The sequence below is a fragment of the Flavobacterium notoginsengisoli genome (genome assembly GCF_014207905.1).
Classification (GTDB): Bacteria; Bacteroidota; Bacteroidia; order Flavobacteriales; family Flavobacteriaceae; genus Flavobacterium; species Flavobacterium notoginsengisoli_A.
This window is the reverse complement of sequence record NZ_JACHLB010000001.1, coordinates 916,244-938,982: the sequence shown is the minus strand read 5'-3', so window position 1 is coordinate 938,982 and position 22,739 is coordinate 916,244. Positions and strand designations below refer to the sequence as shown.

The 22,739-nt window shown below is 32.8% G+C and carries 20 protein-coding genes; 14 read left to right on the top strand and 6 right to left on the bottom strand.

Annotation, left to right across the window (positions count from 1 at the left end; genetic code table 11):
* Positions 1-132: 132 nt before the first annotated feature.
* Both HNP35_RS04020 and HNP35_RS04015 read right to left on the bottom strand, forming a co-directional pair.
* A complete protein-coding gene (locus HNP35_RS04020; RefSeq protein ID WP_184158225.1) occupies positions 133-711 on the bottom strand; it encodes a DUF4082 domain-containing protein in 579 nt (192 codons plus the stop codon).
* 47 nt (positions 712-758) lie between these two features.
* Positions 759-1,298, bottom strand: a complete 540-nt coding sequence (locus HNP35_RS04015; protein ID WP_184158227.1) for a hypothetical protein — start codon at positions 1,296-1,298, stop codon at positions 759-761.
* Positions 1,299-1,517: 219 nt separating this feature from the next.
* Between HNP35_RS04015 and HNP35_RS04010 the strand changes: the two genes are divergently transcribed.
* Together HNP35_RS04010 and HNP35_RS04005 are read left to right on the top strand one after the other, a co-directional pair.
* A complete protein-coding gene (locus tag HNP35_RS04010; RefSeq protein ID WP_184158229.1) occupies positions 1,518-2,222 on the top strand; it encodes a LytR/AlgR family response regulator transcription factor in 705 nt (234 codons plus the stop codon).
* A complete protein-coding gene (locus HNP35_RS04005) occupies positions 2,219-4,297 on the top strand; it encodes a tetratricopeptide repeat-containing sensor histidine kinase (protein WP_184158231.1) in 2,079 nt (692 codons plus the stop codon). Before HNP35_RS04010 ends, HNP35_RS04005 begins: the two co-directional genes overlap by 4 nt.
* Positions 4,298-4,472: 175 nt before the next feature.
* On the opposite strand, the gene trxA is transcribed toward HNP35_RS04005, so the two are convergent.
* The gene (gene trxA, locus HNP35_RS04000; RefSeq protein ID WP_008466289.1) at positions 4,473-4,790 is read right to left on the bottom strand and encodes a thioredoxin; all 318 of its coding nucleotides are present in this window, start codon (positions 4,788-4,790) and stop codon (positions 4,473-4,475) included.
* Positions 4,791-5,033: 243 nt separating this feature from the next.
* Between trxA and HNP35_RS03995 the strand changes: the two genes are divergently transcribed.
* The 4 genes from HNP35_RS03995 to HNP35_RS03980 all read left to right on the top strand — a co-directional run bounded on the left by HNP35_RS03995 (position 5,034) and on the right by HNP35_RS03980 (position 9,763).
* The gene (locus HNP35_RS03995; RefSeq protein WP_184158233.1) at positions 5,034-7,508 is read left to right on the top strand and encodes an AsmA family protein; all 2,475 of its coding nucleotides are present in this window, start codon (positions 5,034-5,036) and stop codon (positions 7,506-7,508) included.
* Positions 7,509-7,602: 94 nt separating this feature from the next.
* A complete protein-coding gene (locus tag HNP35_RS03990) occupies positions 7,603-8,367 on the top strand; it encodes an HNH endonuclease (protein ID WP_184158235.1) in 765 nt (254 codons plus the stop codon).
* Positions 8,364-8,846, top strand: coding sequence for a hypothetical protein (locus HNP35_RS03985; protein ID WP_184158237.1), 483 nt, complete (start codon positions 8,364-8,366; stop codon positions 8,844-8,846). The genes HNP35_RS03990 and HNP35_RS03985 overlap by 4 nt, the downstream gene beginning before the upstream one ends.
* A gap of 602 nt (positions 8,847-9,448) precedes the next feature.
* Entirely contained in the window at positions 9,449-9,763 is a 315-nt protein-coding gene (locus tag HNP35_RS03980; protein ID WP_184158239.1) for an HPF/RaiA family ribosome-associated protein, read from the top strand.
* Between the two features lie 100 nt (positions 9,764-9,863).
* On the opposite strand, the gene HNP35_RS03975 is transcribed toward HNP35_RS03980, so the two are convergent.
* A complete protein-coding gene (locus HNP35_RS03975) occupies positions 9,864-10,514 on the bottom strand; it encodes a hypothetical protein (protein WP_184158241.1) in 651 nt (216 codons plus the stop codon).
* Between the two features lie 273 nt (positions 10,515-10,787).
* On the opposite strand from HNP35_RS03975, the gene HNP35_RS03970 reads away from it, so the two are divergent.
* The 5 genes from HNP35_RS03970 (at position 10,788) to HNP35_RS03950 (ending at position 14,900) form a co-directional block, all read left to right on the top strand.
* Complete coding sequence (locus HNP35_RS03970) at positions 10,788-11,276, top strand: nuclear transport factor 2 family protein (RefSeq protein ID WP_184158243.1); 489 nt, start codon at positions 10,788-10,790, stop codon at positions 11,274-11,276.
* Between the two features lie 262 nt (positions 11,277-11,538).
* Positions 11,539-12,921, top strand: coding sequence for an ammonium transporter (locus HNP35_RS03965; RefSeq protein ID WP_184158245.1), 1,383 nt, complete (start codon positions 11,539-11,541; stop codon positions 12,919-12,921).
* Between the two features lie 140 nt (positions 12,922-13,061).
* The gene (gene trmB / locus HNP35_RS03960; RefSeq protein ID WP_095929742.1) at positions 13,062-13,739 is read left to right on the top strand and encodes a tRNA (guanosine(46)-N7)-methyltransferase TrmB; all 678 of its coding nucleotides are present in this window, start codon (positions 13,062-13,064) and stop codon (positions 13,737-13,739) included.
* Positions 13,740-13,781: 42 nt separating this feature from the next.
* The gene (locus HNP35_RS03955) at positions 13,782-14,420 is read left to right on the top strand and encodes a LysE family transporter (RefSeq protein WP_184158247.1); all 639 of its coding nucleotides are present in this window, start codon (positions 13,782-13,784) and stop codon (positions 14,418-14,420) included.
* Positions 14,421-14,573: 153 nt separating this feature from the next.
* Positions 14,574-14,900: an MGMT family protein gene (locus HNP35_RS03950; RefSeq protein ID WP_184158249.1), complete on the top strand. Its 327-nt coding sequence runs from the start codon at positions 14,574-14,576 to the stop codon at positions 14,898-14,900.
* A gap of 143 nt (positions 14,901-15,043) precedes the next feature.
* On the opposite strand, the gene HNP35_RS03945 is transcribed toward HNP35_RS03950, so the two are convergent.
* Positions 15,044-16,369 carry a sensor histidine kinase gene (locus HNP35_RS03945; RefSeq protein WP_184158251.1) on the bottom strand — a complete coding sequence of 442 codons (1,326 nt, stop codon included), beginning with the start codon at positions 16,367-16,369 and terminating at the stop codon, positions 15,044-15,046.
* A gap of 145 nt (positions 16,370-16,514) precedes the next feature.
* Entirely contained in the window at positions 16,515-17,876 is a 1,362-nt protein-coding gene (locus HNP35_RS03940; protein WP_184158253.1) for a sigma-54-dependent transcriptional regulator, read from the bottom strand.
* A gap of 158 nt (positions 17,877-18,034) precedes the next feature.
* Here HNP35_RS03940 and HNP35_RS03935 point away from each other — a divergent pair, with 158 nt between their 5' ends.
* From HNP35_RS03935 to HNP35_RS03925, 3 genes are all read left to right on the top strand, one after another.
* Positions 18,035-19,279 carry an efflux RND transporter periplasmic adaptor subunit gene (locus tag HNP35_RS03935; protein ID WP_184158255.1) on the top strand — a complete coding sequence of 415 codons (1,245 nt, stop codon included), beginning with the start codon at positions 18,035-18,037 and terminating at the stop codon, positions 19,277-19,279.
* Positions 19,280-19,430: 151 nt separating this feature from the next.
* Positions 19,431-20,138 carry an ABC transporter ATP-binding protein gene (locus HNP35_RS03930; protein WP_184158257.1) on the top strand — a complete coding sequence of 236 codons (708 nt, stop codon included), beginning with the start codon at positions 19,431-19,433 and terminating at the stop codon, positions 20,136-20,138.
* A gap of 124 nt (positions 20,139-20,262) precedes the next feature.
* A complete protein-coding gene (locus HNP35_RS03925) occupies positions 20,263-22,689 on the top strand; it encodes an ABC transporter permease (RefSeq protein WP_184158259.1) in 2,427 nt (808 codons plus the stop codon).
* Positions 22,690-22,739 lie beyond the last annotated feature (50 nt).

Sequence of the window (22,739 nt, the reverse complement as noted above, 5' to 3'; positions counted from 1 at the left end):
TTCCAAAAAAGACCCAACAGGCTTTAAAAACCTATTGAGTCTCAAAAAAAACGACGCTACAATTTAAACGAAAAAGGCCTGACTGTTGTCAAACCTTTTCCTTTACTAATTCAAAGCTATCCAAAAAAAGAATTATTCAGTTTGTTGAAAATCAAAGCTTAAATCTCCTGCATTGTAATTTGATGAAACATTGGTTGGGAAAATTTGCCCTGTTCCAGAAATCCATCTATACTCATTAATCGTAATGTTTCCTGCAACAATTGGATATGTTGCATTGGTAAGATCTGCTTTGTTTTTTTTGTACCAATCATTTGAGTTCATGGTAATCATGTATTTTTTGTCTTTATCTAAAAGCAATTCGCTAATTTCTTTAGAAACTTGTACATCTGCAGTTGCAACGTTTAAAGTCTCAGATCGCAATACAGATTTCGCAGTATAGTCCCAAATCGTAATACGTACAGATGGGTTTGTTGCTGGAAGTTTCAAGGTAATTGCTTTTATTTTTCCTTTAACTGTTGGCGTAAATACCAATCCGAATTCGTAATCTCCAGAGTTGATAAAATTACTTACTGTAGTAAAACCTGTTGCTGTGTAATAAGCTTCTAATGGGTTTTCGGTTTTATATGTTGGTTTATCGTCTTTATCACTGCTGCAAGAAATTGCTAAAATAGCAGTCAATAAAATGGCGAAAATGGTTTTAAACTTTTTCATGATGTAAAATTTTAGTTTTATTTGGTTAAGATTGGTTGTTTTAGAAATTACGGCTGAATATTAAAACGTGAACAAACTTCTTCATAGCTCATTTTTGAATAATCCAGTTTTGCTGTCTTTGCTGTTGCTGCTGCTTTACCGCCTGGAATCAGGATATATCGCCAATTAAGAGTTGTTGGCAGAGAAACTGTTGTACCGTCTGCAGCATGTTTAAATCTAAATAATTTGATTTTCTGTACACTTGAAATAGCTGTAATAGTATTTACAGATCCTCCTGCTGTTGATGTATATGGAAGTGTATAAGTTCCACCTCCAAAAGACATATAAACGAGTATTGTTCCTTTTGCTAAAATATCTGCTGATAGTTCTGGAGCATTAATAGAAGTTGATAATCCCGAAGTTCCGTCTACAGTTTCTGCAACTGCTGCTGGCGCAGTCATCCAAGCACTGTAAATAACATTTGCTGTTCCTGGCGCACCGTCGGCTCCATTAGTTCCATCAGCTCCGTTAGCTCCGTCATCGCCACTGCATGAAATAGTACTAATTGCAAGTAAAAAAATTGAAAAAAAGGCTTTAATAGTTTTCATAATAATTCTAGTCTTAAAAAATTGGTCAAATGGTTCTTATTTAATTCAATAACATTATTTTTGCAATTATCAATAAGGCTGTTTCTTTCCTTGTGATTGAATTACATGACAAAGTTGTCGGAATAAATTCTGGCAAAAAATCGCTAATAGACGAACAGCATTTTAAATAGACAGACAACCATTTTTTTGCTTTTTTATATTTGAAAAAATCATTTTTGGATGAAGAAATATACTTGCGTTATAATTGACGATGATGAAATAGACAGACTAACAGCGGTTTCTTATGCCAAGAAATTTCCTGTTTTAGATATTGTAGGCGTTTTTGAGTCGGCAGAAGATGCTGTTCCTTTTTTAGAAAAAGAAAAAATCGACATCTTGTTTTTAGATATCGATATGCCTGGTTTAAACGGAATTGAATTTAGAAAACAAGCTTTAGATGTTCCCGTTTGTGTTTTTATAACTGCTCATCCAGAACATGCAGTAGAAAGTTTTCAAATCGAAACCTTAGATTTTATTGTAAAACCTTTGAAACTGGATCGTTTTACACAAACTATAAATCGTATTGAGGAATTTATGGAAATCAAACTAAAAGCTTCTCTGTTTGAAGCTAGCATTGGTGGCGATACTATTTATATTAAAGAAGGACACGAGCAAACGAAAGTTAAACTTCATGAAATTTTATATCTCGAAGCTTTAAAAGATTATACTTTGGTAGTTACAGACCGAAAGAGGCATTGTGTGCTTTCTAGTATTGGAAATTTATTAAAAGAAGATCATTTTCAGTCTTTTATACGTATTCACAGAAGTTATGCCGTTCAAAAACAATACGTTCAAAAGATAAATTCGAGCGAAATAATTTTGAATAATAATGCCGTCATTCCGATTGGAAGAAGCTACAAAGAGAACTTAAATCTGATGGCATGAGAAATCTAAAGTTCCTGCTTTTACTTCTTATTAGTTGCAATGCTTTTGCTCAGCAGGAACCCAATTTGGCGCGTTATAAAACAGTAGACGAAAAACTCAAAGTCTGGCTGAAATATTGCAATGAGCTTCTAAATGGCGATGAATACGTCAAACTTATTAATGCTTCAGATAAAGGAATTTCGATTGCAGAAAATAAATCTGCATACATCTCAAAGTTCTATTTTTTAAAAGGTTTTGGGTATGAATTCAATAATAATCAATATCAAAAAGCAGTAAAAAACTACGAAACCTCTCTTACTTACGCTCAAAAAGCAAATCATCTCAAGAATATAACCTCAAATTGCATGAGGCTAAATTATATGTATTATTCGCTGAACGAAATTAAAAAGCGTGATAATCTGATTATTTACATCAAAAAAATTCTTGATACCACTAAAAACAATTACGCACAATCTATTCTTAACGGAAGTCTTGGCGAATATTATTTAGATCACGCTGATTATGAAACTTTTATTGATTATCAATTAGCTGCGATCAATTATAAAAAACAGCTTCCGAAAGATATTGCTAATGTTGAAAATATAGGAATTTCATATTGCCAAATTGGTTCTGCTTACGCCAAAATGAAGCAATATAATAAAGCAATCGAATATCTAAATTATGCCAAACCTCATGTAAAAACTTCGCCTTATGTGAGCGCTTTTTTGTGTAATTATTATTTGCAATGTTTTGTTCCTTTAAGAAACCTAGACAGTATTAAAAAATATTACAAACTGGTTTATACTTATCCTTCAAAAAAGGATTCTTTATTTTTAAATTTAAGTTTCGCCAATAGAAGTTTATCAGAATACTACATCAATCAAAAGCAAACTGACAAAGCGTTTATGTATGCCCAAAAAGCCGTTTCTCTAGGAAAAAAATCGACTGACGACGAGATTTTGATGGAGGCCGAGACTGCAATGGGAAAAGTTTTATACCAAAAAGGAGAATATAAAAAAGCGATTGAAACCTTAAAAAAAGCTTCTTTAAATGCTTTAACTTACGATAAAGAATCTTTTGTAACCATCAACAAAAAGCTTTCTCAAAGTTACGCCGCGCTTGGACAATGGAAAGAAGCTTATTATTATAACGAAATTTACAGCGAACATAATGACGAAGTAATGGAGCAATCTGCTAATCAAAGTATTGCAAATGCAGAAGCTCGTTATCAGAACAAAACCAAACAACAGGAAATCAAGAATCTTTCGACTGAAAATGCCATTAAAAATATTCAAATCGAAGAAGCCAAACAACAACGTATTTTCTTAATTTCTGGAATTGCTTTGGTTTGCATAATCGGATTATTATTGATGAACCAAAGCCGAAACAGAAAAAAGACCAATTTGAAACTTCAGGCTTTGAATAAAGAGTTGGATGAAGCCAATAAAATTAAAGCTCGATTTTTTAGTATTTTAAACCATGATTTAAGAAGTCCGATTTCAAATCTGATTCATTTTCTGCATCTTCAAAAAGAAAATCCCGAATTGATTGACGAAGAAACGGCGCTCAGAATGCAAAATAAAATTACAACTGGAGCCGAAAATTTATTGTCTTCTATGGAAGATATTCTGCTTTGGAGCAAAGGGCAAATGGAAAATTTTAAACCTCAGTTTAGAAAAACAGTAATTGCCATTTTGTTTGAAGAAACAGAAAAACATTTTTCTAACATTGAAAATATCGAAATTGTTTTTGAAAATCCAGAAAATATCATTTTAGAAACAGACGAAAATTATCTGAAAACTATTATGAGAAACCTTACCGGAAACGCGATAAAAGCTTTAGACAAAACTCCAAATGCTAAAATCGTCTGGAAAGCTTGGCAGGAAAATCAGATCAATTATCTTTCTATTACCGATAACGGCCCGGGCGGAACGCAAGAAAAATTCAAAGCCTTGTACGACGAATCTCAAGTTATCGGAATCAAATCTGGTTTGGGTTTGCATTTAATTCGTGATTTGGCAACAGCAATTAATTGCAAAATTAAAGTTTGTTCAAAACCAGATGCCGGCGCTACTTTTACTATTATTTTTGAATAAAAGTTGCCACAAATTTCACGAATTTTCACGAATTAAATTTGTGAAATTAATAGATTCCGTTTCTGCTTTTGTTGATAAAAATTAGTGCCAATTTGTGAAATTAGTGGCAGAAAAAAATCCAATAAAAAAGGTTTGACTTTCGCCAAACCTCTTTTATATCAATCGTAATCTGAGATTACAATAAAGCGTCTAAACTATCTGCGTAGGCTTGTTTCGGAGCTACTCCTACTTGTTTTCCTACTACTTCACCATTTTGAAACACCAAAACGGTTGGTATGTTACGCACACCATATTTTGCAGCAAATTCTTGGTTAGCATCTACATCTACTTTACCAACAACTACTTTACCAGCATACTCTTCGCTTAATTGGTCAATGATTGGACCAACCATTCTACAAGGACCACACCATGCTGCCCAAAAATCTACCATTACTGGTTTATCTGATTTTAAAACTACTTCATCAAAAGTAGCATCTGTTATTGCTAATGCCATAATATATTAAGATTAAAATTATGTTTGAATGTTTAACTTTCAAACTACAGTACAAATTTAAAAATTTAAAACAAATCAAACACGATTACTAAATTAGTTTTCATTATAAATGTATTGTCATTAATTATCAACTAAATAGATGATAATTGTTTACTGAAATTACAACTTATTCAATTGAAAACCAACCCAATAATATGTTAATCTTTTTTGTAGTATCTTTAATACTCCAAAAAATTAATCCTAATGCAGCAAACTTTACTTCATATAAAAAACTTTTTGCAATCTGATTCTTTTAAAAAGTATGCCAAACGTTTTGGATTCTTCATTCTCGGATTAATTGGAATTCTTTTAATCGCCTGCGGAGCTTTGTCAATTTATTTCAACCAAAATAAAGCAGAAATTATTGCAAAAGTCAATCATAAAATCAATGAAAATATAAATGGTAAATTTCATATTACTGACTTTCATTATAAATTTTTAACCGGTTTTCCGAATTTCACTTTGGCTTTGAAAGATGTAGAAGTAAAAGACAATCAATGGCCAATTCATAAACATACTTTATTGAAAGCCAACGAAATTGAAGCAAGATTAAATATCTGGAGTTTATTGCAAAAGGAAATCAACATTCATAAAATAGTCATTAATGACGCGCAGATTTACATTTATAAAGCCGAAAACGGCTATTCGAACGTAAACATCTTTAAGCCCAAAAAGAAAAAAACAGCAAGCAATAAAGAAAAACCAGAAACTACGATTGATCAAATAAACCTCAGCAATGTTCATGTAATTATTGACAATCATTTGGGACATAAATTATTTGATTTTGATGTCGCTTCTTTAGATTCAAAAGTAGATTATGATGATGACAATTGGAATACAAATTTGTATCTGAAAACCAAAATAAATAGTCTCGCCTTTAATACCGTTCACGGAAGTTTTGCAAAAGAAAAAATGCTGGAAGGTAATTTTGACATTTCCTATTCTGAAGCCTCTCAAAAAATTGACATTAAAACCCAAAAACTTAAAATTGGTTCTGACGCTTTTGATATTGTAGCTTTCTTTAATATCGGAAAACAAAATTCGCTTTTCGGAATTAACATCGAAAGCAATATTTTATGGCGAAATGCTTCCAATTTATTGTCGGCAAATATTAGTTCCAAACTCAATCAGTTCGATTTAAAAAAACCAATTGAAGTTAATTGTGACATTAAAGGAGATTTGAATGTAGAAGGCGATCCGAAGATTGTGGTTCAAGCCGATATTAGAAATAATGAATTGACAATTCCTGATGGTTTGTTTACGAATTGCAGTTTCAAAGGCATTTTTACGAATAATTTTAAACCCGAAAAAGGGTTTAATGATCCAAATTCAGCAATCGTTCTGACGCACTTTAAAGCTGAATACGAAACCATTCCGCTTCAAATTCAGCAGGCAATTATCAACAATCTAGAAAAACCCATTGCAACCGGAATCGTAAATGCTGATTTTGATATTTCGAAACTCAACAAAATGAGCAACGAAAAAATCCTTCATTTTGAAAGCGGTCACGCTAAAGCCAATTTAAAATTTCAGTTTGATATTGTCGATTTATACATCAACAAACCACGCGTTACAGGTGAAGTTGCTATTGATGACGCTACATTTGATTATCTTCCGAAAAGTATTCATGCCGAAAAAACCGCTGTACAATTATCGTTTACCGAACAGGCACTTTACATCAAAAAAATAGCTTATAAACACAAAAAGAACATCATTCGCATTGACGGAAAAATCGATAATTTCCTGAATCTGTATTACGATGCTCCAGAAAAAATGGTTGTAAACTGGAATATTTACTGTCCGAATATTGATGTGAAACAGTTTTTAGGTGTTTTGAAGAATTCACAGGCTCGAAAAACGGTTCAGAAAAAAACAGTTAAAAAGCAGAATGTCAATTTTACGAATCAGTTAAAATCGGTTATCGAAAAATGTACGGCTGTGATTAATCTAAAAGCTGACAAAATCACTTACGGATCGCTTACCGCAAGCAACACACAAGCAACATTGCAAATGCTGAATTCTAAATTGTTGCTCAAAAACGGAACTTTACAAACTTCTGGCGGAAGTATTGCGTTTAATGGCGCGATTCAGCCCAGCGGAAACCATTATATTTTTAGTTCAACAGCGCAAGTAAACCGAGTGGATATTGCTAGTTTTTTAAGATCTTTCAATAATTTCGGAATCCAATCTTTTAGTCCAAAAAACATTCGCGGAAGATTGAGCAGCAACGCCAATGTTACCGGTTTAATGAGCAGTAAAGGCGATTTGATTGTGAATTCGATGCGAGGAAAATTAGATTTTAAAGTCAATCAAGGCGCTTTACTCAACTTTGAACCAATTATGAAAGTCGGCAAATTTGCTTTTCCGTTTCGCGATGTCGAGAATATTACTTTCAGCGATTTATCGGGTTCGCTCAATCTTCGCGGCGAGCAAATAGACATTAATAAACTTGTCATTAGTTCGAGCGTTCTCAACTTAGACGTAGACGGAATTTATTCTTTCGGTCGTGGCACAAATCTGGCGCTTACCGTTCCGCTCCGAAACTCCAAAAATGATGCGAAACTGGCAACTAAAGAAGAACGTAAAGCGGTTAGAGAACGTGGGATTGTGCTGCATTTGATTGCTTATGATAATGAGGGGAAGATGAAGATTAAGTGGGGGAAGAGGGATAAGGAGTAGCTATTGTTTTTTGAAAAATCATTTTTACAAATTTTACAGAACACTTAAATATTTTTATATTTTTACGTAAGATAATTAATGCAATAAATAAAACATGGCAGGAGAAAATTGGAGTCGAGAGCAAACAATAGTTGCCTTAAACACCTACTGCAAAATTCCATTTAATAAAGTTTCATCAAATCATCCTGAAATAATTCGGATTTCTAAAATCATTGGTAGAAGTCCCAATTCCTTAAAAATGAAAATTGGAAATTTTGGAAGCTTTGATTTAGAACTTAAAGCAAAAGGAATTGTCGGATTAGCGAACGCTAGCAAACTTGATAAAATCGTTTGGGATGAATTCAATAATAATTGGGAAAATCTCGGTTACGAAAGCGAGTTACTTATTTCTAACTTTACAAATGAACCTATTGAAAAAATATCAAGAATTGATCTTGATAATTTACCTTTAGGAAAAGAGAGAGAATCAATAATTAGAGCAAGAGTTAATCAGAGTTTCTTTCGCTCTACTATTCTTTCATCATATAATTCAAAATGCTGCATTACAGGATTATCTATTCCTGATTTTCTTGTTGCTAGCCACATAATTCCTTGGTCAAAAAATGATAAAATTAGATTAAACCCTCATAATGGGCTTTGTATAAATTCAATTCATGATAAAGCTTTTGATAGAGGTTTCATAACTATTACAACCGATTATAAAATAAAAATATCACAATACTTCAATGAATATAAATTTGAAAATGCAGTAGAAGATTTCTTCTTAAAATACCACAACAAACCAATCATTTTACCAGATCGATTCCTTCCCTCCAAAGAATATTTAGATTTTCATCAAACAACAATTTTTAAAAAATGAAATTTATAACTGAAATAATTTTTGGCAAAGAGCAAATAACAAAATATCATAACAGTCAATCTTTTAGTGATTTTGAAAAAATAATCAATGTAAAAAAATACACTTTCGAAACTCAGTTAGAAAGAAATGCATTTTATAAAGGATTGGCAGAAGGAGCTGGTTGGTCAGAATTTGAAGTTGTAAAAGAATTTGAAGAAACTGACCATAAAGAAATAAATGAAAAGGAAGAAGATGGATTTGATTATTGGTCTTTTATTGAAAAGTTTTATCCCAAATACTATCAATGCAATAATGTTTTACTTAGCGACATTTTAACAAAAAAACTTGATGGTGAGGAAATTTCTGAAAATGATGAAGAATATATAAAAGACTGGGATGTTAGAAATGAATTATTAGAAGTTGATAAAGAATTATTATGCAAAGCTTTCGAAAACTATTTCAACACTATTTATCCAGAAAAAGTAATTTATAGTAAATAATAAAAAAGCCACTTCCCCAGTGGCTTTTTTCTCATTTTCTATTCAACATCCAAATAAGGATTCAATATCTCAGCCAATCTATTCAACCAATAAAAATTATCTTCGAGATTAATATTTTCTCCTTTCAGAGTCTCTGAATCTCTCATTGCATTTAGCGCAAGAACATAATTCACTTGTCTAATAGTTTTCGCCATACTTTTAGGATCAATAGATTCGTTAAAGAATTCAGTTAATCTCACCTCAGTTTCTTTTGAAAAGTGTTTGTACTCATAATTTGAAGTTTAGGGAATTAAAAAACCCGAACGGGTTAGCTGTCCTACGCCTTCAAATACGCGTTGCAGTTGTTTCCAATACCGCCAGCATGCCGCACGGGCAAGAAGTTTTGTTGTTTTCATTATTCGAAGTTTAGGACTGCAAACATACAAAAACAAAAAACAAATTGTAAGTTTTTTCTTTATTTAAAATATAAAACCTTGAGTACGAATCGAAATTACAAAATTGAAAAACAAATGCTTTAAAATTTCATAATATTTCCTTAACCCACTTGCCTTTCTGCTTTAAAATAAATAAGTTTGAGTATGAATCATTAAATATTATGCATTATGAAAGTACAAATCAACACCGACAAAAACATTGAAGGAAGTGCAAGATTAGAAAGCTATTTTGCTGCAGAAACAGAAAAAAGCTTAGATCGTTTTCAAGATAAAATTACCCGTGTAGAAATTCATTTTGGAGATGAAAATGGGGAAAAATTCAGCTTGCATGACAAAAAATGTGTGATTGAAGTCCGTCCTGTAAAACTACAAGCAATAACCGTTACAGAACACGCCGAAACGCTTGAAAAAGCTTTTAGTGGCGCATTGGCTAAAGTCAAAAAATCGTTGACTACCACTTTCGAAAAAATAAAAGCTCATTAATTTAATATAAGTTGCAAAGTAACAAAGTGACAAAGGTTCTAAGTTTTTCAGGAACCTTTGTCACTTTATTTTTTTTGCTTTGTTGTTTTGTCACTTTAACTTACGATTTTGGTAATGGTGCTCCAACGGCAATATCACAGCGGTGTCCTGGTTTTCCGTGAGGCGGGTTCATACCGTCTGCGACTATCGCTTCTGTACCTTCAGTGCTCAACAAAGCCGGAACTGGATTTGATGCTGGCGGAGGCGTAACGGTAAAACTTTGAGAAACAGATCCGCTTTGTGCTGTGTTTGTAGCTGCAGTTGTTTTTGCCACTGGAGAATTTAATGGCGCTCCTACCGCAATATCACAACGATGGCCCGGCTGTCCGTGAGGCGGATTCATTCCTTTTGCTGTTTTTACTGGCGCTACAGTTGTTGTCGTTACAACTTGCTGCTGTTGACTTTGATTTACTTGAACTGACTGACCTTGTTGCGCAGGTGCCGAATTTAATGGCGCACCAACCGCAATATCGCAACGGTGACCTGGCTGGCCGTGTGCAGGATTCAGTCCTTTATTATCTCCTAAAACTGTATTCGGATTTGCCGCAGGATTTTGAACCACTGGCGCAGCAGTTTTCGTTGTATCTTTTGCAAGTCCTAATCTAACTAATTCAGAATTTGCAGTACTTTCTTGAGGTTCTAATTCCTTTTTGCAGGAAATGAATAATAAGGAAGTTATAGCTAGTGAACTTAGAAGTATTTTTGCATTCATTGGGGAGGTATTTTAAAATCTCTCAAATATAATTGTTTTTTCATGATTAAACCATATTAAGGAATATAAGATAATTTAAGTTTAACTTTTCTTATTAATCTCGCAAAGACGCAGAGTCGCAAAGATTTTCTCATTTGATCTCATTATGCTCAAATTCTTTATCTAAAAACTACGCGACTCTGCATCTTTGCGAGATTCTAAAAACTACATCGCGAGAAACTCCAATCGCATCTTGATAAAAAATATTATCTTTAAACTCAAATACTCTATCTCATGAAAAAAACAATCTTCTTTCTTTTATTCGTTGTTTCTTTTGCAAATGCACAAGCCGATAAAAACAAAATCAATCAAACTTTAGACGCTTGGCACAAAGCGGCTGGCGAAGTAAAATATGATGCTTATTTTAATGCAATGGCAGATGATGCGATTTACATCGGAACAGATGCAACAGAAAATTGGACAAAAAAAGAATTTGCAATCTGGGCAAAACCTTATTTCGACAAAAAAACTACCTGGAATTTTAAAGCTTTAGAACGTCATATCTTTTTTGATAAAAGTGGAAAAACAGCTTGGTTTGATGAATTGCTTGATACCCAGATGAAAATTTGCCGTGGTTCTGGCGTTCTAGTAAAAGTGGGCAACGAATGGAAAATTCAGCATTATGTTTTATCCATGACTATTCCGAATGATGAAGTGGATGCCGTAACTAAAATAAAAGCACCTATTGAAGACGCTTTGATTGCAAAGCTTCAAAAGAAATAAAACATTTTACATATTTCTTTTTATAAACATAACTTTTCTAGCACCTTACTAGCCGAATTAAGAAAATAATTTTAATTAATTCGGCAAAAACGGTGCTTTTTTGTAACTTTAAAATAAGATACTGTCAAAAAAACGATGTGTATTTTAAAAAATCAATCAAAATAAAACACCGACCTCTATTTTAACAGCCTTCAAAACGAGAATCTTTATTTTTTTTTAACTTTGACCCCAAAAAAAATAGGGTTAAACAAAGTATTTTAAAATGAAAATAGAAAAACGCTGGATTATTTCCTTTATTATGATCAGTGTCGTTTGCACAATTGGTGCATTTTGGCCAACAGTAACAGAAAATAGTTATGTTTTATCAGAATTTGGAACTACAGATCATATTGTTCCTGCCGATGTTGCCTGGATGTTGACTTCAAGCTGTCTGGTTTTAATTATGACACCTGGATTATCTTTCTTCTATGGTGGAATGGTAGGAAAGAAAAATGTTATTTCGACAATGCTACAGAGTTTTATCTGTTTAGGAGTAGTAACACTTTTATGGGTTACAGTTGCATTTAGTTTAGCTTTTGGAGATCCTGTTGGTTTTGGTTCTGGAGAACATTTTTACAGTTTTTTCGGAAATCCGACTACTTTTGCTTTTATGGATTATGTAGGCGTTCTGCCTCATAAACAATTGGCAAGCACAATTCCGTTTATGCTTTTTGCTTTGTTTCAAATGAAATTTGCTATCATTTGTCCAGCAATTATTACGGGTTCGTTTGCAGAACGTGTTCGTTTTATCTCTTATTTAGTTTTCATTAGTTTATTCACGATATTTATATACGCTCCTTTATGCCACGCCGTTTGGTATCCGACGGGTGTTTTAGGAAGTTATTTTGGTGTTAAAGATTTTGCCGGAGGAACTGTAGTGCATATGAGTTCTGGTTTTGCTGCTTTGGCGGGAGTTATTGTTTTAGGAAAAAGAAAAAACAGCCAGCATATTCCAACCAATATTCCGTTTGTTTTATTAGGAACTGGAATGCTTTGGTTTGGATGGTTCGGATTTAACGCTGGATCTGCTCTTGCTGCCAACGGAACGGCTGCTATGGCTTTTGCAACAACCACAACTTCATCTGCAGCAGCGATGTTGACTTGGATTTTCTTCGATAGAATGAACGGAAGAAAAGTTTCTGCATTGGGCGCTTGTATCGGAGCTGTTGTAGGTTTAGTAGCGATTACACCAGCTGCAGGATTTGTTTCTGTTCCAGAAAGTATGTTCTTCGGATTCATAACTGCTTTGGTTTCTAACACGGCTGTAAACTGTAAATATTCTAAAAAATTCGACGATACGCTTGACGTTTTTGCCTGCCATGGAGTTGGTGGAATTATGGGAATGATTCTAACTGCAATTTTTGCTCACGGAGAAGACGCAAGTTTACTTCACGGAGGATGGAATGTTTTCGGACACCATATGATGGCATTGGTTCTAGTTTCGATCTTTACTTTCTTCGGAGCTTATTTCTTATTCAAAGTAACCAACTTTATTATTCCATTGAGAGTTTCGGAAGAATCAGAACACATCGGATTGGATTTATCTCAACACGATGAATCTCTTGACCCAAAAGCACAGCCAATTACTGAGCCACATTACGGTTAAAAAATATTTCTTTCCGCCACGAATTCACGAATTTTATTTTTAAAATAATTCGTGAATTCGTGGCGGAAAACTTTTTAAACCTAATTACGCTATTTTCATTCGTTTATATTCCTTAATTTTGCGGAAAATTTTTAGTAAAAGTGGGAAGCAAAAATAAACTTAAAAGATTCAGAGAAAACGAAACATTTCAAAACGTTTTTCAACCAACCAGAGAAGAAGTTGTAGGCGATTTAATGCCATTAAAAGGAAAATGGAATTCTGATTTCTTTAAAAATGATAATCCTTTAGTTTTAGAATTAGGATGTGGAAAGGGAGAATATTCTGTTGGATTAGCTGAAAAATACCCAAACAAAAATTTTATCGGAATCGATATTAAAGGAGCGCGTTTCTGGCGCGGTGCTAAAACTGCTGTTGAAGACGGCCTACATAATGTGGCTTTTGTTCGTACTCAAATCGAATTGATCAATCATATTTTTGCTGAAGGCGAAGTAGACGAAATCTGGATTACTTTCCCAGATCCGCAGATTAAATACAAAAGAACAAAACACAGAATGACTAATTCTGAGTTCTTGAAATTATACAAAAAAATCCTTAAAAAAGACGGTGTCGTAAACTTAAAAACCGACAGCGAATTTATGCACGGATATACACTCGGATTACTTCACGGAGAAGGTCACGAAGTTTTATATGCCAACCATAATGTTTACAAAAATGAAGGAAGTCCAGAAGTTGTAACTTCGATTCAGACATTTTATGAGAAACAATATTTAGAAATTAACAAGGCAATTACGTATATTCGTTTTAAAATTAAAGACTAATCTTAATTTTAAAACTTTTATTCAAACAGATTTAATTACTGAATGGTATATCTTACTCCATTACTTTCAGGCTTTATTGCAGCCGCAATTGGGATTATTCCGCCAGGATTAATCAACATGACAGCTGCCAAAATAAATCTGAAAGAAGGAAAAAAGAATGCTTTGTGGTTTGCTATTGGCGCAGTTCTAGTTATTTTTTTTCAGGTTTATGTTGCGGTTCTTTTTGCACGCGTAATCGATAATAGACCCGATGTTGTTACATTATTGCGTGAAGTCGGTTTCGGAATCTTTTCAATCTTAACGATTTACTTTTTATTTATTGCGAAAGAACCCAAAACCAAGAAAAAATCGAAGATTAAAAAGAGCAGTAAAAAAAGTCGCTTCTTTCTGGGAATGTTGCTTTCTGGGTTAAATTTCTTTCCCATTCCGTATTATGTTGTAGTAAGCGTGACTTTAGCTTCATATCATCTTTTTGTATTTGAAAACAATATCATTTTTACGTTTGTATTAGGATCAGTTTTAGGTTCGTTCGCCGCTTTGTATAGTTACATTGCCTTTTTTGGACGAATTGAAAAGAAAACTGATTACATCATGCGAAACATGAATACTATTATTGGAAGTATTACAGGATTAATCGCACTTGCAACACTTTTTAATATCCTGAATTACTATTTCGGTTAATTTTATATAGCCACAGATTAAAAGGATTAAAATGATTTTTTTTTACTTTGTGATGAAGTTTTTCACGCAGATTTTGCAGATTTGCGCCGATCTAAAAGATTTTTTGATTTAATTTTAATCTGCTAAAATCTGCGTGAAACAAAAAAACAATTTATGGCTGAGGAAAATTTTTTCGAAAGAGTTTATGTAATTGCAAGACAGATTCCGTACGGAAAAGTAACTTCGTATGGCGCAATTGCAAAAGCCTTAGGCACTGCCCGATCTGCGCGAATGGTTGGCTGGGCTATGAATGCTTGTCATAATATGGATGATGTTCCAGCGCATCGAGTTGTTAATCAAAAAGGGCTTTTGACTGGAAAACATCATTTTGACGGAACTAATTTAATGCAGCAATTATTAGAAAATGAAGGCATTAAAGTAGTCAATAATCAGATTGTAGATTTTGAAAAGCATTTTTGGAAGCCTGAGGTTGAATTCTAATTTTTAAATGCAAATACTATCTTTCAGCCTCACATTCTTGTAAAATTAAAAACAGATTGCGATTTATTTTCTTTGTGTAGACGCACTGCAGTGCGCTTCTGCGATAAAATCTTTGCGTCTTAGCGCCTTTGTGGCAAAACCAATCAAATCAAACAAATCACAAAACTCGTTTTATCTTCATCTGTTTGGTAGCTTAAATAACCTCCGTGCGCTTCGATAATATTTTTAGAAAGCGTTAATCCGATACCGGCGCCGTCTTTTCTGGTTGTGAAAAATGGCAAGAAAACCTTATCTCTAATTTCAGCATCTACTCCTTTTCCATTATCAGAAATCACAATAAAAAAGCGGTTATTTTCGGTATAACTCGACACAATTAATTTCTTTTCTTCTTTTTCTTTTAAAGCGTGAATACTATTGGTAATCAAATTAATAATAACTTGTTCCATCTGATTTTTATCTATTGAAATCGAACGGGAACTATGAATTTCATTAATCAATTCGATCCCTTCTTGTTTCAAAATCGGACTCATAATTCGCAAACAATCTTCAAACAAAGCATTAATTGGCGTCATTTGTTTGTTTGGAGTGGGAAGCATGGCAAGTTTTCTATAATTTTCAACAAAAAATTGCAAATGATCGCTTCGGTTTATAATGGTCGAAATACTGCTTTTTATGTCTTCAAAATCATCTTCTTCTAATTCTTCCTGATCTACAATATGAAGCAAATTTTGCGAAAGCGCGCGAATCGGCGTTAATGAATTCATTAATTCATGTGAAATAATTTTCATTAAATTGATCCAAGCCTCTTTTTCTTTTTTCTCAATGACACGCTGAATACTATCCAATAAAATAATAAAATACTCTTTATCGTATGTTTGCGTATACGACGTCTGAAGCATAAAAGTCTGCAAATCTTGTTCTTCAATTTTAATAGAAATAGCGTTTTTTACCTCAGCAAATCCAATATTTTCAATTTCATTGCAAAGTCCTGGAAGGTAATTTTTAAGATATTTCCAATGCGTTACTTTTGGCACTTTGAAAAGATTCGAAAAACAATCGTTCATTATAAAAATAGACCATGTATCATTTTCTTTTTCCAAAATCAACGCGGCTGTGTCGATACTGTTCAATATCGAACTATAAATTAATTCTTTAGAAGTCTGTTCTTGTTTTTGCACTTTTAAAGCATCATACAAATTATACAAACTAGTAAAATCACCTTTTTTATGTTCTTCTGGAAAATGTGTAGAAAAGTCGTTATGCAAGATAGAGTTTATGGTTTTATCATAAAACGACAACTGATTTTTGATAAAAAAATACATTTCAAAAAGGAAAATTAATACGAAAGCACCAACCAAAATGGCATTGTATCGAAAACCGAAATAGAAAAGGAAAGCGCTTCCAAAAAAAAGCAACATTATAGACAAAACTCGCACAAACAGCGCATTATAAAACTTCCAATTCTTCATGTTTTATTTGAATTGCCTCCAGCTTTAGCTGGAGAGATAAAATTATTTAGGAAATGGCTTTAGCCAAACTTACTTATTTTGGCTAAAGCCTCTCATCTTTCCTTATTATTTACATCCAGCTAAAGCTGGACGCTACTCATTTTCCTTAATTTTTCAAATCGTATTTTTCAATTCTTCTGTACAAAGCTGCGCGCGAAAGCCCCAAATCTTCGGCAGTTTTACTGATATTTCCATTGTGCTTAAAAAGCGCTTTTTCAATTGCTACTTTTTCCATTTCAGATAAAGGATTTTCATCATTTTCCTGAATTTCTTCAAAATCCAAAATATCCAAATCAAGTACAGAAATTGTATTATTTTCGGCTAAAATTAAAGCACGTTCTATTTTATTTTCCATTTCGCGAACATTTCCTTTCCAAGGATATTTTTCAAGATAAGGAGCTACATTATCGTCAAAATTCCATCGCGAAGTTTCGGAACCATGATTGTACTTTTCTGCAATCTGCTGCAAAATAAAATTTGCCATCGGAACAATGTCATCTTTTCGTTCGCGCAAAGAAGGCAGATTAATTTCCATTGTATTGATTCTGTACAACAAATCTTCACGGAAAGTTTTATTTTTTACTTCTGTTTTAATATCACTATTTGTTGCCGCAATAACACGAACATTGAGAGGTCTTGGTTTGCTTTCTCCTAATCGAGTCACGGTTTTGGTTTGCAAAACATGAAGCAATTTCGCTTGAAGATGTAAAGGAATATTTCCAATTTCATCTAAAAAAATAGTCCCATTCGAAGCATTTTCAAAGCGTCCTGCAGTATCTACTTTAGCATCTGTAAAAGCGCCTTTTGCATAACCAAAAAGTTCGCTTTCGAACAAATTATCGCTCAAAGAACCCAAATCTACATGTACAAAAGGTTGATTTTTTCTTTCAGAATGCTGATGAATATGTTCGGCAAAAACATACTTTCCTGTTCCGTTTTCTCCCAAAATCAAAACATTAGCATCGGTTCTGGCTACTTTTTCTGCTATTGCATAAGCTTGTTTTATTTTGGATGAAGTTCCGACAAAATACCTTTTCTCATTTTTACTTTCTTCAACAGAAGCCTTTTTGGTGTTTTTTCTGCTTTCTACAACTGCTTTTTCTATAATTTCAAGCAGTTTTTCGTTGTGCCAAGGTTTTAAAACATAATCAAAAGCGCCAATTTTTATACCTTCAACAGCCGTTTCAATTTTACCGAAAGCGGTCATTAAGATTACAATTGTGTTGGGAGAAAGTGTTTTTATTTCTTTCAGCCAGTGAATTCCTTCTCGCCCATCTTCAAATCCAATTCGATAATTCATATCTAAAAGCACCACATTTATTTCGTTTTCACTTAAAATAGAAATGATTTTTTTTGGACTACTAGTTGTAAAAATGGTTTCAAAATGCTTTTTGAGAATCATTTTTGCCGAAAAAAGAATTTCTTCCTGATCGTCTACAACTAATATTTGGGCTTGCTTTTTTCTCATGTGGTACTTTTTTGTTCGATTTTGAACGGTCAACTGTTCATTATCGAACACTACTTTTTTATAGTGGTTTTGAAAGCTTCTTTAAAATCAACACTTTACAAATAATAAATTTAATGGCACAGTATTTACCTATTGATTATCAGTAAAATATTAAAAAAATGGACAAGATAATTCCTCGTAAAAATAAAAAAATTAGATATCTCACAATAGCAATTGCTGTTTTTTTAGTTTTGGTGGTTATCGTTGGTTTTGCTTTGAATTCGAAAAGAACTTTGAATGTAAAAACCGATGAACTGGTAATTCAAAAAGCAGAAAAAGCCTTTTTTGAAGATTTTGTAGTTTTTCAGGCAAAAGTTGAACCATTGAATGTTATGTTGGTCAATGTTACGGAGGGAGGTTCTGTAAAAGAAATTTTTGTAGAAAATGGTGCAATGGTAACCAAAGGGCAATCACTAGCTCGTTTATACAATCCGAATACAGAATTAAATTATTTGACGCAAGAAACTGCTATTATTGAGCAAATCAATAATTTAAACACAGGAAAATTAAATATTAGAAATCAGGAATTAAACTTGACAAAAGATTTAGTTTTAATTGAACATGATTATAACGACGCCAAACGATTATATGACATGAACGCTAAACTTTATGAAAAAGACGTAATTTCTAGAAATGACTGGAATACTTTTAAAGAAAGTCTGCGCTTTCAGGAAGAACGAAAAAGAACGATTCAGCAAAGTGTTCAGAAAGAAAAACAAAGCAATCAAGTTCAAATCTCTCAAATCAATCGCTCGATTCAAACCATGGAAAAAAGTTTGGAAATTTTGAGAAACAACAAAAAGAACTTTTTAATTACAGCGCCAGAAACAGGAAGATTAACTTCTTTTGAACCGGTTTTAGGAAAAAGTTTTCAGGCTGGAGCAAGCATCGGAAAAATTGATTCTAATAAAGGTTATAAACTTGCCGCAGAAGTTGACGAATTCTACTTAGAAAAAATCAGAGAAGGCCTAAAAGGTCAAGTTGAATTTAAAGGAAAAAATCTTGAGGTATTGGTTACCAAAGTAATTCCAGAAGTAAAAAACGGACATTTTACAGTAGAATTGGCTTTCACATCCAGAGAAAATATTGTTTTGCAAGACGGACTTAGCTTTGGTGTAAAACTGATTTTATCCGAGAAAAATAAAACATTAGTAATTCCAAGAGGTGCTTTTAATCAAGAAGCTGCTGGAAAATGGATTTTCGTAGTAAAAGGAAATAAAGCAGAAAGAAGAAACATAAAATTAGGACGCGAAAATCCTTCTTATTATGAAGTTCTTGAAGGATTAAAAGAAGGCGAATCTGTAATTACTTCTTCATATTCAGATTATAAAGATATTGAAGAGCTTTCGCTTAATCAAGAATAGTTTGTTTTGTTTCAAGTTTCAGGTTTCATGTTAACGCAACGAAAAAAACTTGAAACCTGAAACAAATAAAAACAAAAACAAAACACACAATCATCGTTTCAATCATCAATCAAAAAACGTATTTAATAACATTTCAAAACCTTAAAAAATTATGATCACAATTCAGAATTTAACCAAAGTTTTTAGAACAGAAGAAATAGAAACTGCTGCTTTAAGCGGTATCAATTTAGAAATAAAAAAAGGAGATTTTTTAACTATCATGGGACCTTCTGGTTGCGGAAAATCAACTTTATTAAACATTATCGGACTTCTAGACAGCGCTAATGACGGAAGTTATAAATTATTAGATCAAGAAATGATCGGACTTAAGGAAAAAGGAAGAGCGCAAGTGAGAAAAGAAAACATTGGTTTCATTTTTCAAAACTTCAACTTAATCGACGAGCTTTCTGTTTACGACAATATCGAATTACCATTGCTTTACAATAATGTAAAAGCATCTGAAAGAAAACAGAAAATCGAAGCCATTGCAGAAAAATTAAATATTTCTCATCGTTTGAAACACTTTCCGCAACAGCTTTCAGGAGGACAACAGCAAAGAGTTGCCGTTGCAAGAGCTTTAGTTAATGATCCTAAAATTATTCTTGCCGATGAGCCAACTGGAAACCTAGACAGTAAAAACGGTAATGAAGTAATGGAACTTTTAACCGATTTACACGCAAAAGGCGCAACAATCTTGATGGTTACCCACTCTGATTATGATGCTTCTTTCTCTCAAAGAACCATTCATATGAAAGACGGAGTTATATTTTCTGAGAAATTGAATCAGAGAAATGTAGATGTTTTTATGGACGCTAAATAAAGAAATCATGATTAAAATTATTGTTACTGCACTCGTAGTTCTGGTAGAATTTGTCTGCAAAATTTTTACAATGCTTTAAAAAAATCTTTACGATTTAAAACTCATTTAACTAAAAACATATACCATGATTTTTAACTGGTTTAAAATATTTATTTATCATTTAAGACAAAGCAAATTGTTTTCGTTTTTAAATGTTTTAGGATTAAGCATCGGAATTGCTTCTGTTATTTTCGCTATTCTGTATTGGAATAATGAACATTCTTATGATCAATGGAATCCAAATAAGGAAAGTGCTTATATGGTGCTAAACCGAATTAGCTCTGGAGATACTTGGGGTTCGAATTCTATTCCGTTTGGAGAAACCTGTAAAGCATCAATTCCTGAAATTGAAAAAATCTGTTTTTTCAACACTTGGTATGACGAAGATATCGTCAAATATCAAGCTCAAAAAATAATGGCTAAAAAGATTACTGTAAGTGATGGAAGTTTCTTCGATTTTTTTCCTTTTGAAATTATAAAAGGTTCAAAAACTAATATCTTACAAGAGAAGAACAGCGTAGCAATTTCTGAAGAACAAGCAAAATTAATCTTCAAAGACGAAGATCCAATTGGAAAAGCAATAATCTACAACACCATTACTTATACCGTAAAATCGGTTTATCGCATTATAAAACCTTCTTCAATGGAGCCTAATTATGTATTTAGTGGCGTAAAACGTGACGGCGATGAAAATAGCTGGGGGAATTTTAATTATGGCTTGCTCGTTAAACTCAAAAAAGGAGCAGATCCAGCTGCTGTTTTAAAGAAAATGCAGAATGTAAATTTTGTTAACCGAACTTTAAAAGATGCTAAAGAAAGTGGACAGACTGTAGAACAATATGTAAAAGAAAATGGCGAAATCAAAGTTATTTTGGACCAATTGCAAATGTCTCGTTTGCACGGAACAAAAAGCTCAGCAGGACAAAATTTCCCAGAAGGTGTTGGGAATTTAAAATTACTCTATATCATGGGCGGTTTGTCTGTTTTAATTCTGGTTTTATCATTAGTTAATTACATCAATTTAGCAACTGCATCGGCAATCAAACGTGCAAAAGAAGTTGGAGTTCGCAAAATTGTTGGAGCTTCAAAAAATCAAATTATATCACAGTTTATTTTTGAAACGGCTATAATTGTTACAATGGCAATTTTGTTTGCTTTGGCAATTGTAGAGCTTTCATTACCTTATTACAATACCTTTTTAAAGAAAAATTTGACTATGAATGGCAGTGAATTTTACCTGCAGCTCATTTTTATATTTGGATTAGTAATCGTTCTTGCCGGTATTTTCCCTGCCATTTATATCTCAAATTTTGAAACTTTAAAGGTTTTAAAAGGAAATTTTTCCAGAAGTAAAAGCGGTATTTGGATTCGTAACTCCATGCTTATTTTTCAATTCGGAATTGCAGCATTTTTTATCATTGGCGCTTTGATTGTCAATTCTCAAGTAGATTACATGATGAATAAAGAACTTGGTTTCAGCGGAGATCAGGTAATTTCGATTCCATACAACAAACCAGATCGATTTAAACGAACAGAACAATATTTGGTTGACAAACAAGAAATAGCAAAAATTCCTGGAGTTGTGGATGTTTCTACGTTTGCTGGCTCTTTTGGCGGAAGTACCAACTCAAGTTCTGGTTTTACACATAACGGCATTTTCGTACAGCCAAGAAATGTCGAAATGGATTTTGGGTTTCTGGATATGATGAAAATCAAAATTGTTCAAGGACGTGATTTATCTCCAAAGTTTGCCTCAGATACAATTAGCAGTATGCTAATGAATGAAACACTGGTAAAAACATTAAACCTTAAAGATCCGATAAATACTGTTGTGACCTCTGGATGGGGAAACGAAAAAGGCAACTTGAAGTTTAAAATTGTCGGGGTTGTAAAAGATTTTAATATCACTGGTTTACAAAATAAAGTACCGCCAATGGTTTTTATTAATCTTAAAACTTTAAAATGGAATAACTTTAATAATGTGCTTGTAAAGGTTTCTCCAAATAATTTAACAGAAACGTTAGAAAAATTGAAATTATATTGGGATAAAAATGTAAACCCAGACTATCCTTTTGATTACGAATTTGTTAACAAAGGTTTTGCAAAAACTTATCAAGAGCAAATCAAGCAAAAAAACCTGTTTTTTATCTTAAATTTGGTCGTAATTATAATTGCTGTGTTCGGATTGTTCGCTTTGGCATCATTTTCGATGGAGAGAAGATTGAAAGAAATTGCAATTAGAAAAACGCTGGGTGCAGAAACAGATATTTTGCTAAAAGAATTATCAAAACAATATATCGTATTTTGTTTCATGGGATTCGCAATCGGAATACTACCTGCTTATATTTTATTGCAAAAATGGCTTGAGGATTTTGCTTTCAGAATTAATATTTCTGTTTTTCCTTTTACGGTAGCACTTATTTCTTTAGTAATTCTTACTTTAATAATTGTACTAACAAAGGCATATCAAGTAACTAAAATAGACGTTTTAAAATATTTAAAATACGAATAAGCTTGTAGACCATTTTTTTTAAGAAGCCCGACAGATTTCAGTAAAATCCG

Excerpts from the sequence above, each read along its gene's own strand:
- trxA (WP_008466289.1), bottom strand. The coding sequence starts at position 4,790 with ATGGCATTAGCAATAACAGATGCTACTTTTGATGAAGTAGTTTTAAAA.
- HNP35_RS03945 (WP_184158251.1), bottom strand. The coding sequence starts at position 16,369 with ATGAAGAATTGGAAGTTTTATAATGCGCTGTTTGTGCGAGTTTTGTCT.
- HNP35_RS03930 (WP_184158257.1), top strand. The coding sequence starts at position 19,431 with ATGATCACAATTCAGAATTTAACCAAAGTTTTTAGAACAGAAGAAATA.
- HNP35_RS04010 (WP_184158229.1), top strand. The coding sequence starts at position 1,518 with ATGAAGAAATATACTTGCGTTATAATTGACGATGATGAAATAGACAGA.
- HNP35_RS03950 (WP_184158249.1), top strand. The coding sequence starts at position 14,574 with ATGGCTGAGGAAAATTTTTTCGAAAGAGTTTATGTAATTGCAAGACAG.
- HNP35_RS03955 (WP_184158247.1), top strand. The coding sequence starts at position 13,782 with ATGGTATATCTTACTCCATTACTTTCAGGCTTTATTGCAGCCGCAATT.
- HNP35_RS03925 (WP_184158259.1), top strand. The coding sequence starts at position 20,263 with ATGATTTTTAACTGGTTTAAAATATTTATTTATCATTTAAGACAAAGC.
- HNP35_RS03985 (WP_184158237.1), top strand. The coding sequence starts at position 8,364 with ATGAAATTTATAACTGAAATAATTTTTGGCAAAGAGCAAATAACAAAA.
- HNP35_RS03965 (WP_184158245.1), top strand. The coding sequence starts at position 11,539 with ATGAAAATAGAAAAACGCTGGATTATTTCCTTTATTATGATCAGTGTC.
- HNP35_RS03995 (WP_184158233.1), top strand. The coding sequence starts at position 5,034 with ATGCAGCAAACTTTACTTCATATAAAAAACTTTTTGCAATCTGATTCT.
- HNP35_RS04020 (WP_184158225.1), bottom strand. The coding sequence starts at position 711 with ATGAAAAAGTTTAAAACCATTTTCGCCATTTTATTGACTGCTATTTTA.
- HNP35_RS03935 (WP_184158255.1), top strand. The coding sequence starts at position 18,035 with ATGGACAAGATAATTCCTCGTAAAAATAAAAAAATTAGATATCTCACA.
- HNP35_RS03980 (WP_184158239.1), top strand. The coding sequence starts at position 9,449 with ATGAAAGTACAAATCAACACCGACAAAAACATTGAAGGAAGTGCAAGA.
- HNP35_RS03970 (WP_184158243.1), top strand. The coding sequence starts at position 10,788 with ATGAAAAAAACAATCTTCTTTCTTTTATTCGTTGTTTCTTTTGCAAAT.
- HNP35_RS04015 (WP_184158227.1), bottom strand. The coding sequence starts at position 1,298 with ATGAAAACTATTAAAGCCTTTTTTTCAATTTTTTTACTTGCAATTAGT.
- HNP35_RS03990 (WP_184158235.1), top strand. The coding sequence starts at position 7,603 with ATGGCAGGAGAAAATTGGAGTCGAGAGCAAACAATAGTTGCCTTAAAC.
- HNP35_RS03940 (WP_184158253.1), bottom strand. The coding sequence starts at position 17,876 with ATGAGAAAAAAGCAAGCCCAAATATTAGTTGTAGACGATCAGGAAGAA.
- HNP35_RS04005 (WP_184158231.1), top strand. The coding sequence starts at position 2,219 with ATGAGAAATCTAAAGTTCCTGCTTTTACTTCTTATTAGTTGCAATGCT.
- HNP35_RS03975 (WP_184158241.1), bottom strand. The coding sequence starts at position 10,514 with ATGAATGCAAAAATACTTCTAAGTTCACTAGCTATAACTTCCTTATTA.